14 protein-coding genes are annotated in these 13,560 nt (G+C 52.6%); 4 read left to right on the top strand and 10 right to left on the bottom strand.

The window, feature by feature from the left end; all coding sequences use genetic code 11:
* Window positions 1-131 precede the first annotated feature (131 nt).
* Entirely contained in the window at window positions 132-1,964 is a 1,833-nt protein-coding gene (locus ACZRKO_RS18330) for an ABC transporter ATP-binding protein (protein ID WP_463738672.1), read from the top strand.
* Between the two features lie 25 nt (window positions 1,965-1,989).
* Here the strand turns inward: ACZRKO_RS18330 and ACZRKO_RS18325 are convergent, their stop codons facing one another.
* The 7 genes from ACZRKO_RS18325 to ACZRKO_RS18295 all read right to left on the bottom strand — a co-directional run bounded on the left by ACZRKO_RS18325 (window position 1,990) and on the right by ACZRKO_RS18295 (window position 7,499).
* A complete protein-coding gene (locus tag ACZRKO_RS18325; RefSeq protein WP_463738848.1) occupies window positions 1,990-3,111 on the bottom strand; it encodes a GNAT family N-acetyltransferase in 1,122 nt (373 codons plus the stop codon).
* A 97-nt stretch (window positions 3,112-3,208) separates the two neighbouring features.
* A complete protein-coding gene (locus ACZRKO_RS18320) occupies window positions 3,209-3,514 on the bottom strand; it encodes a hypothetical protein (protein WP_463738671.1) in 306 nt (101 codons plus the stop codon).
* 17 nt (window positions 3,515-3,531) lie between these two features.
* Window positions 3,532-4,797 carry a PTS sugar transporter subunit IIC gene (locus ACZRKO_RS18315; RefSeq protein ID WP_463738670.1) on the bottom strand — a complete coding sequence of 422 codons (1,266 nt, stop codon included), beginning with the start codon at window positions 4,795-4,797 and terminating at the stop codon, window positions 3,532-3,534.
* 183 nt (window positions 4,798-4,980) lie between these two features.
* The gene (locus ACZRKO_RS18310) at window positions 4,981-5,283 is read right to left on the bottom strand and encodes a PTS sugar transporter subunit IIB (protein WP_463738669.1); all 303 of its coding nucleotides are present in this window, start codon (window positions 5,281-5,283) and stop codon (window positions 4,981-4,983) included.
* A 37-nt stretch (window positions 5,284-5,320) separates the two neighbouring features.
* Entirely contained in the window at window positions 5,321-5,764 is a 444-nt protein-coding gene (locus ACZRKO_RS18305) for a PTS sugar transporter subunit IIA (protein ID WP_463738668.1), read from the bottom strand.
* Window positions 5,765-5,983: 219 nt separating this feature from the next.
* Complete coding sequence (locus ACZRKO_RS18300) at window positions 5,984-6,562, bottom strand: P-loop nucleotide/nucleoside kinase family protein (protein WP_463738667.1); 579 nt, start codon at window positions 6,560-6,562, stop codon at window positions 5,984-5,986.
* Window positions 6,555-7,499: a tagatose-bisphosphate aldolase gene (locus ACZRKO_RS18295; RefSeq protein WP_463738666.1), complete on the bottom strand. Its 945-nt coding sequence runs from the start codon at window positions 7,497-7,499 to the stop codon at window positions 6,555-6,557. The genes ACZRKO_RS18300 and ACZRKO_RS18295 overlap by 8 nt, the downstream gene beginning before the upstream one ends.
* 234 nt (window positions 7,500-7,733) lie before the next feature.
* Between ACZRKO_RS18295 and ACZRKO_RS18290 the strand changes: the two genes are divergently transcribed.
* The 3 genes from ACZRKO_RS18290 (at window position 7,734) to msrA (ending at window position 10,284) form a co-directional block, all read left to right on the top strand.
* Entirely contained in the window at window positions 7,734-8,666 is a 933-nt protein-coding gene (locus tag ACZRKO_RS18290; protein ID WP_463738665.1) for a sugar-binding transcriptional regulator, read from the top strand.
* A 367-nt stretch (window positions 8,667-9,033) separates the two neighbouring features.
* A complete protein-coding gene (locus ACZRKO_RS18285) occupies window positions 9,034-9,543 on the top strand; it encodes a DUF1003 domain-containing protein (RefSeq protein ID WP_463738664.1) in 510 nt (169 codons plus the stop codon).
* A 192-nt stretch (window positions 9,544-9,735) separates the two neighbouring features.
* On the top strand, window positions 9,736-10,284 hold the full coding sequence (gene msrA, locus ACZRKO_RS18280; protein WP_463738663.1) for a peptide-methionine (S)-S-oxide reductase MsrA: 549 nt from the start codon (window positions 9,736-9,738) through the stop codon (window positions 10,282-10,284).
* 84 nt (window positions 10,285-10,368) lie between these two features.
* On the opposite strand, the gene gorA is transcribed toward msrA, so the two are convergent.
* From gorA to ACZRKO_RS18265, 3 genes are all read right to left on the bottom strand, one after another.
* The gene (gene gorA / locus ACZRKO_RS18275) at window positions 10,369-11,721 is read right to left on the bottom strand and encodes a glutathione-disulfide reductase (RefSeq protein WP_463738662.1); all 1,353 of its coding nucleotides are present in this window, start codon (window positions 11,719-11,721) and stop codon (window positions 10,369-10,371) included.
* Between the two features lie 178 nt (window positions 11,722-11,899).
* On the bottom strand, window positions 11,900-12,742 hold the full coding sequence (locus ACZRKO_RS18270) for a 23S rRNA (adenine(2030)-N(6))-methyltransferase RlmJ (protein ID WP_463738661.1): 843 nt from the start codon (window positions 12,740-12,742) through the stop codon (window positions 11,900-11,902).
* Window positions 12,743-12,929: 187 nt separating this feature from the next.
* A complete protein-coding gene (locus ACZRKO_RS18265) occupies window positions 12,930-13,529 on the bottom strand; it encodes a histidine phosphatase family protein (RefSeq protein WP_463738660.1) in 600 nt (199 codons plus the stop codon).
* Window positions 13,530-13,560: the final 31 nt, after the last annotated feature.

The following is a 13,560-nucleotide window of genomic DNA, read 5'->3' as shown; positions in this document are numbered from 1 at the left end:
TGGCATAAAGATCAAACGAAAAGGCGAGTCAGCATCTACTCTTACATCTTCAACAAAATTATTCAGACCAATTCACTGGGAAAGCATCAGGGCGGGACAGCCCTGACAATAAATAACTTAAGAGGTGTGCCATGTTGTTTCGCCGTTTTGAGCGAATAATTGATATTTTCCGCGAGGCACCGGGCGCTGAGCCGCCTGATAAAGTCTGGCCTTTCTATTTCTATTATCTGCGTCAGGTGTGGCCGAGTTTTGCCGCGCTGCTGGTGGTCGGGCTGATTGCATCACTGATTGAAGTGTCGCTGTTTAGCTATCTCAGCCAGATTATCGATCTGACCAAAGAGACGCCGGGCGACAGCTTTTTCTCTGACCACGCCGGTGAACTCATCTGGATGGCGGCGGTGGCGATGATCCTGCGGCCCGTATTCTTCGGGCTGAATGATTTGTTGGTCCACCAGACGTTGACTCCCGGTATGACCAGTATGATCCGCTGGCAAAACCATAAGTACGTGCTGAAACAGAGCCTGAATTTTTTCCAGAGTGATTTTGCCGGGCGTATCGCTCAGCGCATTATGCAGACCGGCAGTTCGCTGCGGGATTCCGCAGTGCAGACGGTAGATGCCATCTGGCATGTGGCGATTTACGCCGCCAGTGCGCTGTTCCTGTTTGCCGAAGCGGACTGGCGGCTGATGATCCCGCTCATCGTGTGGATCATTTTGTATGGCCTGTGCCTGCGCTATTTCGTGCCGCGCGTGAAGCAGCGGTCGGTCGAGTCGTCGGAAGCCCGTTCAAAGCTGATGGGCTACATTGTGGATGGCTACACCAATATTTCCACGCTGAAGTTATTCGCCCATAGCGATTTGGAACAGCATTACGCCCGCGAAGCGATCAGCCATCAGACCCATAAAACCCAGCTGGCAGGACGTCTGCTGACCGGCATGGCGTTTGCCATTACATCACTGAACGGCTTGCTGATCGTCAGTACGACCGGTCTGGCACTTTGGCTGTGGACGCAGTCGCTGATCTCCGTCGGGGCTATTGCGCTGGCGACCGGTCTGGTTATCCGCATTGTGAACATGTCCGGCTGGATCATGTGGGTGGTGAACGGCATCTTTGAAAATATCGGTACCGTTCAGGATGGTTTGCACACCATTGCGCAGCCGCTGACCGTCACGGATAAACCGCAGGCGAAGCCGCTGAAGGTCGATCAGGGCGCGATCCATTTCGATCACATCGACTTCAACTACGGTAAAGGGAGTCGGGTGATCCACAATTTGGATCTGGCGATCCGCCCCGGTGAGAAGATTGGTCTGATTGGCCCATCGGGTGCCGGGAAATCGACGCTGGTGAATCTGCTGCTGCGCCTGTATGACCTCGACGGTGGCCGCATTGTGATTGACGGGCAGGATATTGCGCAGGTGACGCAGGAGAGTCTGCGTGCGCAAATCGGCATGATCACTCAGGACACCTCGTTGCTGCACCGTTCCATTCGCGACAACCTGCTGTACGGCAGGCCGGGCGCGACGGAAGAGGAGTTGCTGCTGGCTATCCGTCAGGCTCGCGCCGACGAGTTTATCCCTCAGCTCTATGACGCGCAGGGCCGGACAGGGCTGGATGCCCACGTCGGTGAGCGCGGTGTGAAACTCTCCGGCGGGCAGCGTCAGCGTATTGCTATTGCCCGCGTGCTGCTGAAAAACGCGCCGATCCTGATTCTGGATGAAGCCACGTCGGCGCTGGATTCTGAAGTAGAAGCGGCGATTCAGGAAAGTTTTGAACATCTGATGCAGGGCAAAACGGTGATCGCCATCGCTCACCGCCTGTCGACCATCGTTAAGATGGACCGGCTGATTGTGCTGGAGAAAGGTCAGATCGTCGAAGCAGGCAGCCACAGCGAACTGCTGGAGCATAACGGTCTGTATGCCCGCTTGTGGCAGCATCAGACCGGCGGTTTTGTCGGTACGGATTAATCAACCAATAGCGTCAACATGACCGTCAGGCTTTGCGATACGGCAGAGCCTGACGGGCATCCTCTTCCCACTGCAACACCGCTGCACGCTCATCAACCAGAAAGTTTTCTACCGCCGCCCGTAATCCGGGATGACGCAAGTGATGCCATGAATGGGTGATCACCGGCTCGAAGCCGCGCAGCAGTTTATGTTCGCCTTGTGCGCCGGCGTCAAAGCGCGACAAGCCGTTCGCGATGGCGTAGTCCATGCCCTGATAGAAACAGGTTTCGAAATGCAGCCGGTCGAACTCCGCCAGGCATCCCCAGTAGCGCCCGTAAAACGTGTCGCCATCCACCAGACTGAACGCCATCGCGACCGGCTGGCCGCCAAGCCGGGTCAGGACCAGACGTAAATTTTGCGGCATACCTTCGGCCAGTAAACTGAAGAACTCCCGCGTCAGATAAGGTGCACGACCGCGTACCAGATAGGTGTTGGCGTAACAGGTGTAGACAAAATCCCACTGCGCTTCACTGACCTCTGCGCCTTCCAGCCACTCAAATTCAAAGCCCTGCGCGGCGACCAATTCGCGCTCTTTGCGCATCTGTTTGCGCTTACGGGAGGCTAGGGTGTCGAGGAAATCCTGAAAGTCGCGGTAGCCTTTATTGTGCCAGTGATATTGCAGGCCGGTGCGTTGCAGCCACGCCGGGTTGCCGCTCAGCAGCTGGCTGTTGGCGGTATCAGTGAAGTTAATATGCGCACCGCTGAGATGATGCTGTGCGAGATAATCGGGCAGATTTTCCAGCAATTCTGCGGCAGCGGCCGGTTCGCCAAGCAGGCGGGCGCCGGTCACCGGGCTGAAGGGCACCGCGCCCAGCCACTTGGGGTAGTACCGGATGCCAGCCCGTTCGCTGGCTTCAGCCCAGCCCTGATCAAACACGTACTCACCGGCGGAGTGCATTTTGCGATAACCGGGAATGGCCGCCAGCATCTGGCCATCATGCTGCCACACCAAATGCTCGGGCTGCCAGCCGGAATTGGGCCCCAGACTGCCGCTCTCTTCCAGCGCCGAAAGAAAAGCGTGACGCGCAAAAGGCTGCCCGGCGGGCACCATCGCATCCCACCCGGCGGCAGGAAGTTCAGCAATGCGGCTCACCGTTTTTATAGGCATGAAAGTTATCGGCATGAAGGATCCCGGTGCAAAGTGAAAAGGCCAGCAACAGGAAGTCGCTGGCCTTTTAAGTATCAGTTTTACCGGCAGGATGCACTTAAAAACCGTAACGAATGGCGTCTTTGCTTTTTTGCATCAGCTCGTCGATTTTATTCGACCAGAGCTCCAGCCCTGTGCCGTCACCGGCCTGTGAGCATTCGCGGCGTTTGGCATTGTAGGCCTTCATTAGCTGCGCCTGCGCAAAGCCAGGTTTGCCGTAACAGGCCATACTCTTTTCCCAGCAGGCGATGGCGCTGTCGGCATCGTCTTGTTCTGCATAACGTTTTCCCAGCTCGTTGAGCGCTTTGGCGCACTCGGCCGGGGGCAAATTCTGCGCCACAATGGCATCGATTTCTGCTTTCATATTAACCTCCGTCAGGCTCAGTGGAAGAAGTTAAGGAAATGACCGAACACCAGCCCGACGCCGATAACGTCAGAATCGCTGAAGGTCACGTTGGAGAAACCGAACTTGCCGAGCAGCGGCAGCAGCAGTGCCGGAAGCAGGGTGATAAACAGGCCGTGGAAAACCCCGCCAATGATCGCTCCGCGCCGTCCGCCCACCGCATTGCCGAAAATCCCGGCGGTACCGCCCGCAAAGAAGTTGGTCAGCATTCCGGGCAGGATCATCGCCAGTCCAATGCTCGGGAAAAGGAACATGCCGATAACTGAACCGATGGTGGTAGAGATAAAGCCGATGATGACCGCGTTCGGTGCATAGGGGAACAGCACCGGGCAGTCGAGCGCCGGAATGGCGTTAGGGACGATGCGCAGGGCGATACCGCGAAACGCCGGTACGATTTCAGCCAGCAGCAGGCGGACACCAGCTAATAGCACATAGACCCCGACCACGAACTGCACCGATTGCAGGAACGAGTAAACCAGATAGTTCACGCCATTGGCGTAAGGCGCGACCACCTCTGGCCCGGCGGCAATGGCAGGGATAAGGTAAATCGGGATCATCACTACCATCATCGACAGGTAAGTGTCCTGCAAGAAAGACAAAGCTTGCGGCAGCTCAAGGTCTTCGGTGCTTTTACTGACATCACCGGTGATTTTCGCCACCCCCGCCTGCACGATATAACCGATGGTACAGAAATGGCCGAGCGCAAAGTCATCCGAGCCGGTAATTTTGCGCACAATTGGCTGTGCCAGTACCGGCATCGCCACCGCCATTACCCCGGCGATCACACCGCCGGTGACAATCAGTTCGGTGCCACGCAAACCACCCATATAACCAATCACGGAGCAGACGGTTGCCATCCATAAAGACGCCTGACCGGTGAGGAAGATATATTTATAACGGGTAAAGCGGGCGATCAGGATATTAACGATAAATGCCAATACCATAATCAATGCGGTTTCCCGCCCGAGCGTCTGCTGGGCGATACCGGCAATTGACCCGACGTCAGTCACGATGCCGCGCATATGGAAGCCTTTCTGGAATATTTCCCCCAGGAAGGTTAGGGCATTAACAATAATACTGGCCCCTGACAACAGCACTAAAAAACCGAGCAGCGTTTTTAGCGTGCCGGTAATAACCTGTCCCGGACTTTTTTTCAGGGCTATCAGCCCGATCATGGCTATCAGTGATATTAATATTGACGCCTGACCTAATACATCGTTAACAATGAAATGCAGGAAAGACATAGCGAGTCCCCTTATTCTTCATCCTTAAAATTACAGCGTTATTGGCCGCTCTGGTTCACCCGACTCACTGACTTATTTAAGTGCGTCGGGGTTTTCCCGTTTGCCGCGTAGCTGTCATTCGAATGATTTTGAATAAATATTGTAGGCTTGGAGTTATATGTTATTAAAAATAAGATGTTTATATTAGTGCGCCAGCCGCCCCATCTCTTGCAGGACAGGAGTTAGTTTGGAAATAATTTCGTTTTTATCGACCAGCCTTTTCAGATAAATAATGTTGGCGCTGATCGTATAGTGCTGAAATTGCGTTCTGAAGTTCTCGCCGGTAAATATAATATCTGCGCGGGTTGACGTTGCGCTGGATATATCACAGTGAGACAGATCAGCTTCAATACCTAAATCTTTCAGGGCGGCCTCGATACTCATTTCGCAGGCAAAGCTGCTGCCCAGACCTGCGCCACATACCGCCAATATAGAGAGTTTTTTCATAAAATTCCTCAGGTGCCAGTGAATGCTATAAGCGACGTTAGAACTGACGGATGGCTAGCAATACGTCTTGCTTGCTTTGACACCCTCTTAATTTTTTTACGGCCTCATCATCACAGAATAAATGAGACAGGCTGGCAATCATTTCAATATGTGAATGGCTGTCCACGGCGGCCAGCGCGAAGATAATATAGACAGGATCATTATCTTCACTGCCAAACTCAACGCCGTCGGAGACAATCACCAGCGAGAGCGCGGTACGGATAGCCCCCTCTTCAGGCCGGGCATGTGGCATCGCAATGCCTTCACCCAGTACATAATAGGGACCTATTTCACGGTGCATATCGTATATCGCCTGCAGGTAACGGCTTTCAACTGCCCCGACATCGATTAACGGCTGCACGGCTAATTCCACCGCCTTTTTCCAATTTTCAATATGATTAATTACGCTAATGTTATTTTCATTAATCCAGTCAGTTAACATATTACCTCTTAACAATAATTAACGGCTTTTCTCAGTATCATAGTTAACAATATTAAAAACTGTGATCTATCTGGTCCTATTTATCATTGGTGGGAAATAATATTGCTCACTTCTTCTCTTAAATTAATGACATGGAAGTACTAAGGTTACTGAAATAATATCAGCAAGCCGTTTTGAACAGTAACGTAATATTTCCCGATAATTGGACTTCGCTGATTGTTATTTCAGTGCGTTGTCTGTCCAGTCTTTAATAATCTGAATGTTTATCGGCTTGTCCTGATCGGCATAATATACCGGTCCGAATGATATTGGTTGGGCATTTGCTGCCAGTATTTTTAATTCGGGAATATATTCCGCTCCTAAATGTCCGGGAAGGCGTTGATCCAACCTGGCGCCATAACGGCTTGCGGCAAGCTCTGCGGAGATCTGACACCAGATTTCCACCACCTGCGTCACACCGGCCTGCGTCAGGTAATCCCTGAGCACCTCTTTTGGCTGAAAGCCAAACCAGGCATCGACAATAAAGGTACTGCCTTGCGGTGCATTCGCCACGATTGACCAGATAACCTGATAGCTCGCCTGTCCCAGAATGCGGTTAAACGCGCGGTCCACGCCTTCGAGCCGCTGGAGAAACGGGTTTTTTATGCCATCAAGCGACAATGGCAGCCAGCCTGTTTGTGCAGAGAGCTCAACGGCGAGACGGCTTTTACCGGAGGCAGGGATCCCGTTGACCAGAATGACCCGTTTACCCGGCTGGGCAGGGATGTCGACGTTAAAAGCCGCTCTGTTCTCAGACATGTTCCACCTGTTCTGCGCCCGCCTTGTTACCCTGCCGGGACGCATTGAAATATTGTTGTATGACAGCCTGAATTTCATTCAGACGCGGGATTGCCAGTGACTCCAGTTTAGCTTTGGTGGCGCTGCGGTCGAGGGAAATACAGTCTTTCCAAAGCGAACGCCCGGCAATCACGCCGGAAGCCCCGGCGCTCATGGCGTCGGCCACCTGTTTGAGGAAGGTTTCGTGATCGACTCCGGCTGATAGCACTGCCCAGGGAACGTCACCCGCCAGTTTGGTAATGGCCGCGCAGGCCTGCGGCGAGCCAGGATAAGGCAGTTTCAGCACTTTCGCGCCGCATTCGAGGCATATTTGGGTGCCGCCATAAATCAGCGAGGGCACTTTCTCTTTATAGGCATCTTCGGTTTCATCTTCGAGTTTGTAGGTGAGGAATTCGACGACCAGCAGCAGGTCTTCACGGCTGAAATCCTCTTCGCATTGACGCAGGATAGCAATGTTATGGCGGTTGGCTTCCGGTAAGTCTGAGCGTAAATAGACCATGATTTTGCCACCGGTGGCACCCAGTTCGCGCACACGGCGGGCATCCACACCCGGTACCAGACGCGACAGGCGATAACCTTCAGGTGACGTGTCCCAGCCGGAAGCATCAAGACCAATCAGCAGTGCGGTGTCGCGGGCAATAATACCGTCATCGACTAACTGAGGGACGGCGCAGACCGGGTCAACCAACACGCAGGAGGCTTTGCTGGCGAGATACTGGGTGATGTCGGCTTTAATCTGGCCGAGTTCATGTTCGGAAATAGCGGCTTGTAGCTGAGGGTCGCTGGCCAGCAGGCTGCGCATGGCGCCGCGCTGATCGCAGGCGACAACCAGCATCGCGCCGTTTTTGCCACAAATCTGCTGATAGCTGCGAAGTTCTGACGTTGACATTTTTGACATGAAACTCTCCTTTGCGTGAAATTTATTACAGATGAAAAAATCTCGATTACACTGGACGTTCTGTCGTAACCCTTTCGATGAAAGGGGGCCGAAAACCGTGAAAAGCGCCGGTTTACAAGGGATTCAGCCCTGTGAGGAACATTGCATTTAGCAGGCTGTTGCGCAATAATTCCTCAATCGACGATTTGAGTGTAATTCATTACTGAAAGGAATTTCAAGCTGAAAGAGCCAATTTTGCAAGATATTGCAGCAACGCGCGCTATGATGCATATGGTGGCTAAGCTGCATTACGAGTCTGATATGTCGCAGGTGGAGATCGCCCGCAAGCTGGATGTGTCAACGGCAACCATCTCCCGGTTGCTCAATAAAGCGCGCGCGGCGGGTATTGTGCGCATTGAAGTCATTGGTTTATCGTCGCCGGAGAACATGACCGCCGATCTGATTTCGCGTCTGGGGCTAAAAACGGCCTACGTGATCGATGCGCCACCCAACAACGTGCTCGGGTCGCTGGCGGCACCGCTGGCATCGATTTTGTCGCAGGCTGAGTTAGGTGCCGGTTCGGTGCTGGGTATCGGCTGGGGCAGGGCGATACGCGAAGTGACGCTGGCCGGTATGCCGCGTCTGCCGGGCATTTTGACCGTGGCGCTGAACGGCGGTATGCAGCAGGCTGCGCCCCATTTCCAGATAACCGAATTTGTGCGCCGCGCCGCCGAGCAGATGGAAGGCACGCCTTATTTTCTGCATGCGCCTTATATTTCGTCGGCGGAACTGCGTGATGCGTTCCTCAGTGATCCGAGCGTGCAGGAGATTATCTCCCTGTGGGACAGGCTGGACGTGGCGATTGTTGGCGTGGGCCTGACGCACGCGCCAAAACCAAGTGAATCGAGCACCGCGACGCCGGGCGAACAGGCGCTGAGCCACGCCGCAGGCGATGTATTGCGCCATTACGTTACCGAGGCGGGGGAGATCCTGCACTGGGAAGGGGAGGAGCGGATGATTGCAGCGTCGGCCGAACAGCTGCGCCGCACACCGCTGACCATCGGCGTGGCGGCAACCCCGGAAAAAGCCGCCGGGATCATCGGCGCGGTGCGTTCGGGGATGATTAACTCGCTGGTGACTGACGTGAATACCGCACAGGCGATCCTCGACCGCTTGCCGGTAAATTAAGAACCCGTATTCGCCCCCGTTCAGGTTTTATCTGGCGGGGGCTTATTTATTTTCGGTTCGTTTATTCATTGTTTACTCATTAACATCCTCCAGGCACCATAAATAACAAAAATTCATCTGAAAAATTCCTATGTTCATTCCTGCCATTAACCTCGGCTGTTTTATTTTATGTAATCTAATGAGTCCCTTGAAAAGGCATTGAGCATTTTTTCTGGGCGAGAATCGATACAAAGTTATTAACATGTACAAGATTTTTTAGCGGGATCCTCAATATAAAAATCTTGCTTCCATCGGGAGTGCTTTAATAGATAAATTCCATCCGCCAACTAAAATTAAATCATCCGATCCCGCCACCAGGAAACCCATAATGGAAAAGATGATGGACAGTAAAGACGAAGAGCATCTCGAGACTTTACGTGAAAAAAGTCAGGAGACGCACGCTACGTTGATGGCGGATCCCGAGGAGGCTGAAACCGAGGCAACCTACGGTGAAGTGCTGGCGGAGAAGATAACCAGTGCGATCGCCACCTGGAAGTTCATCATTGTTCAGACATCGTTGATCCTCCTGTGGACGGGATATAACATTGTTATTCGTAAGGCGGCGTTTGATCCTTATCCCTTTATTTTGCTTAATTTATTTCTTTCATTCCAGTCGGCCTATACGGCACCGGCGATTATGATGAATCAAAAGCGTCAGGCGAAAAACGATCAGATCCGTAACGAAATGGAATCGGACATCAATGTGAAAGCCGATCTGGAAATAACGGCGTTACATGACAAGGTGGACAATATCACCAAAAATGAGATTGCTGATTTAAAACAAAAAATTGAGCATTTAACTTCATTGTTAGAAAACTCTGCTGCTCAAAGAACTTGATAAATTACAGTCAGAGAATAAATCTGACTTTATTGTCATGATCGAGTCTTCATTTCTGGCGATAAATGCTACTCAGTCCGCCGCGCGTGCATCACGGTGGCAGACCCACCGTCATCCATGTACATTTATATGATGTAGCGTGGCTGTCGTCATCGCATTTGTCCCTCATACGATCTGAGCTCGGGAGAGAATATGACTATCGAATATGCCATCTTCGGCGGTGGGTGTTTCTGGTGTACTGAAGCGGTTTTTAAAGATGTGATTGGCGTCGAATCGGTAGAAAGTGTTTATACCGGCGGGCGCAGGCCAAACCCCACCTATGAGCAAGTTTGCGCTGGTGTGACCGGCCATGCAGAAGCCATCCGCGTCGGGTTCGACCCTGAAAAACTGAGCTATGGCGACCTGCTGGATATTCACTTTGTTACCCATGACCCGACCCAGCTTAACCGCCAGGGTAATGACGTCGGCACGCAGTACCGCTCGGTGATTTTCCCTGCTAATGATGAGCAGCGCGCCGAAGCCGAAGCGGCCATTCTGCGTGCGCAGGCGGACCAGAGCCAGCCGGTGGTGACTTCCATCGAGCCGTTGGGCGAAGTGTATGTCGCAGAAGATTATCATCAGAATTACTGGGACGGCGCAGGGCAGCGAAACGGTTACTGCATGGCGGTTATTCCGCCAAAACTGCAAAAACTGCGCAAGAGTTACGCCAACCGGATGAAGTCACTGCAAAGCGCCGATTAATTTCACTGATGCTCCAAAGGGTAAAAAAGGCTTTAGATCCAAGATCTAAAGCCTTTTTATTTACAGCAAGGAAATTGCCGCGTGTTATCTCATGGTAACAAATTCTTCAGCGCCGGTCGGGTGGATGGCGACGGTGTTGTCGAAGTCTCTCTTGGTGGCGCCCATTTTGACTGCAACCGCGAAGCCTTGCAGCATTTCGTCCATGCCGTAGCCGATGCCGTGAATACCGACGATCTTCTCTTCTTTACCGACACAAACCAGTTTCATACGGCAAGGCTGGCGGTGTTTCGTCACGGCGGTATACATCGCAGTGAACGCAGATTTATAGACTTTCACGCTGTCAGCGCCGTACTGCGCGATGGCCTGAGGTTCGGTCAGACCGACTGTACCAATTGGTGGGTGGCTGAAGACCACGGTGGCGATGTTGCTGTAGTCCAGATGCTCGTCTGGCTTGTTGTTAAACAAGCGCTCTGACAGGCGGCGGCCTGCGGCTACGGCGACTGGCGTCAGTTCAACTGCGCCGGTGTTATCGCCTACGGCGTAGATGCCTTTGACGCTGGTGTTCTGGAATTTATCGACTTCAATGTAGCCTTTGGCGTTGGTTTTTACACCGGTCGCTTTCAGGTTGAAGTTGTCGGTTTCCGGTTCGCGGCCAATTGCCCAGACCAGGCTATCGACTTCAAATTCTTTGCCGTTTTCCAGTTTCAGGGTCAGGCTGCCGTCAGCATTTTTCACGACTTCTTTCGGAATAGATTCTGTGTGCAGCGCCGGGCCTTCGGTGTTGATCACTTCCAGCAGGGTCTCGACGATTAACGGGTCGAAAGTACGCAGCGGGGCATGTTTACGTACGAACAGGTGAGTTTCTGCACCCAGTGCATTCATCACACCGGCAATTTCTACCGCGATATAACCTGCGCCGACGACGGCAACGCGTTTTGGCATTTCCATCAGATCAAAGAAACCGTCGGAATCGATACCGTATTCCGCACCTGGAATGTTCGGGTGGCTTGGGCGGCCACCGGTGGCGATCAGGATGTGATCCGCGGTGATCTTCTCGCCGTTCACTTCAACGGTATGATCATCAACAAAACGCGCGAAACCTTTAATCACATCAACGTTATTTTTGCCCAGCACGTTGTCGTACGAGGTATGGATACGGTCAATGTACGCGGTGCGGTTGGCGACCAGCGTTTTCCAGTTGAAGCTGTTGACGGTGGTGTCAAAGCCGTAGTCTGGGCCATAATTACGAATAGCTTCAGCGATTTGCGCCGCATGCCACATCACTTTTTTCGGCACACAACCCACGTTGACACAGGTGCCTCCGAGCTCTTTCGCTTCGATCAGCGCACATTTTTGCCCATACATGGCCGCACGGTTGATTGATGCGATACCGCCGCTGCCGCCGCCAATTGCCAGATAGTCATAATGTTTTGTCATCGGATTTTCCATGAATTGTGAAAAATGAAGAACGCCATACCGGCGCTGCTAATCTGAATAATTGCCCAAGAGTTTAGCGTGTTGTGGAAAAGATTGGATCAATGATTGCAATAGGTTTGATAGCCAAGACCTTTTGAAAAGGTCTTGGCAGGGGAGCATGGAATTTATGAAAGGCGAATTATTCAGGAACAACCCATTTCACTAACTGATGGCCGGTACCTGATGGCACCAGCGTTTCCAGCAGCCACGGAAGCACCGCTTTCATCTGCTGTTCCAGTTTCCACGGCGGGTTAATCACGATCATGCCTGAGGCGGTCATGCCGCGTTGATCGCTATCCGGGCGCACGCCCAGCTCGATTTGCAGAATACGGCGGATGCCGGTAGCTTCCAGATCACGCAGCATTTTTTTGATCTGCTGGCGCATGACCACCGGATACCACAGCGCATATGTGCCGGTGGCAAAACGTTTGTAACCTTCCTGAATACCTTTCACTACGTCCTGATAATCGGTTTTCAGCTCATACGGCGGATCCATCAGAATCAGCCCACGGCGGGAGAGTGGCGGCAGTTGAGCTTTCAGCTGCTGATAACCGTCTTCACGCAGCACTTTGGCGCGATCGTCTTTCTGGAACTCATTACGCAGCAGCGGGAAGTCGCTCGGATGCAGTTCGGTCATGTGCAGTTTGTCATCTTCACGCAGCAACTGGCGGGCGATGAGCGGAGAACCAGGATAATAGCGCAGGCTCTCGTTACGGTTAAAGTGCTTAATGACCGACATGTACGGGGCCAGCTCAGCAGGCTGATCTTCACGCTGCCAGATGCGCGCAATACCTTCCATATATTCGCCAGTACGTTCGGCGTGTTCGCCGCTCAGCAGGTAACGACCGGCACCGGCGTGGGTGTCGAGATAGAGGAAAGGTTTCTCTTTTTCTTTCAGAGATTCGATGATCAGGCTCTGAACGGTGTGTTTGAGGACGTCGGCATGGTTGCCAGCGTGAAAGCTGTGGCGGTAACTCAGCATGGATTTACGTTTCCGAATAATGAATGTAGACAGTAAAATCAGTGGGTTACCGAAATTTTATACTGTACTGGATGCGTGAGGCAGGCGGCCGTCAAAAACGGCACGCCTTTAATGCGGCTTAGTATAAACCGTCTGGACGTAAAAAAGGCAAAAGCCTTGTCCGGCATTCAGGGGGCTGGGCTGACCGTCATGCGTTCGGGCAGGTTTCAGAAACGCCGTTGAGGTTTTCGGTTTCGATTTTAAAGGTCACTTTCGGCGGCGCCCCTGATTTATCCAGCGTCACTATAAAGATACTGTCGAAATCTTTGCCCGGCCATTCCGGTACTTCTGCCGGTTCGCCGCCGTTTTCTTTAACGATCTGTTTGACGATTTTATCCAGATTTTTATGTTCCCACGCCACGAATACACGCGCGTTCTGGTATTTGTCATTTTGTAACTCTTTGGTTACGCCATCGACATCATCTGCATGGAATTGAATGTTGATCGGCAGATTCAGGCGAACTGCGGTCGGCATGATGGTGGACAACGGACGCAGTGAATCACCCTGCTTCTGCTCTTTCGGCCCGGCGGCAAAAATGAAGTCCGGATTGCCATAACGCGGCAATAAAACCCCCGGCAGCGCCAGTGCGCGGTTTAGCCCTTTGCAGGTCAACTGACCGCTGCTGCTGGCGGGTTTTTCACCGTGGCGGACAAAAATCAGTGTTTCCTGCGCGAATGCCGTCTGGCTTGCCAACATCAGCGCGACAATACCGGCTGCGCTTTTTCCAAACCGTTTTGCTGTCGTCATTTTTGCTTCCTGAGTGTCTGAAATAAAAAGC

The sequence above is a fragment of the Ewingella sp. C233 genome, from assembly GCF_055407225.1.
This window is presented reverse-complemented; position numbering and strand designations above follow the sequence as displayed.

What these genes read in the sequence shown, in the direction of transcription:
- ACZRKO_RS18330 (WP_463738672.1), top strand. Translation starts at nt 132, where the DNA reads ATGTTGTTTCGCCGTTTTGAGCGAATAATTGATATTTTCCGCGAGGCA.
- ACZRKO_RS18325 (WP_463738848.1), bottom strand. Translation starts at nt 3,111, where the DNA reads ATGCCTATAAAAACGGTGAGCCGCATTGCTGAACTTCCTGCCGCCGGG.
- ACZRKO_RS18320 (WP_463738671.1), bottom strand. Translation starts at nt 3,514, where the DNA reads ATGAAAGCAGAAATCGATGCCATTGTGGCGCAGAATTTGCCCCCGGCC.
- ACZRKO_RS18315 (WP_463738670.1), bottom strand. Translation starts at nt 4,797, where the DNA reads ATGTCTTTCCTGCATTTCATTGTTAACGATGTATTAGGTCAGGCGTCA.
- ACZRKO_RS18310 (WP_463738669.1), bottom strand. Translation starts at nt 5,283, where the DNA reads ATGAAAAAACTCTCTATATTGGCGGTATGTGGCGCAGGTCTGGGCAGC.
- ACZRKO_RS18305 (WP_463738668.1), bottom strand. Translation starts at nt 5,764, where the DNA reads ATGTTAACTGACTGGATTAATGAAAATAACATTAGCGTAATTAATCAT.
- ACZRKO_RS18300 (WP_463738667.1), bottom strand. Translation starts at nt 6,562, where the DNA reads ATGTCTGAGAACAGAGCGGCTTTTAACGTCGACATCCCTGCCCAGCCG.
- ACZRKO_RS18295 (WP_463738666.1), bottom strand. Translation starts at nt 7,499, where the DNA reads ATGTCAAAAATGTCAACGTCAGAACTTCGCAGCTATCAGCAGATTTGT.
- ACZRKO_RS18285 (WP_463738664.1), top strand. Translation starts at nt 9,034, where the DNA reads ATGGAAAAGATGATGGACAGTAAAGACGAAGAGCATCTCGAGACTTTA.
- msrA (WP_463738663.1), top strand. Translation starts at nt 9,736, where the DNA reads ATGACTATCGAATATGCCATCTTCGGCGGTGGGTGTTTCTGGTGTACT.
- gorA (WP_463738662.1), bottom strand. Translation starts at nt 11,721, where the DNA reads ATGACAAAACATTATGACTATCTGGCAATTGGCGGCGGCAGCGGCGGT.
- ACZRKO_RS18270 (WP_463738661.1), bottom strand. Translation starts at nt 12,742, where the DNA reads ATGCTGAGTTACCGCCACAGCTTTCACGCTGGCAACCATGCCGACGTC.
- ACZRKO_RS18265 (WP_463738660.1), bottom strand. Translation starts at nt 13,529, where the DNA reads ATGACGACAGCAAAACGGTTTGGAAAAAGCGCAGCCGGTATTGTCGCG.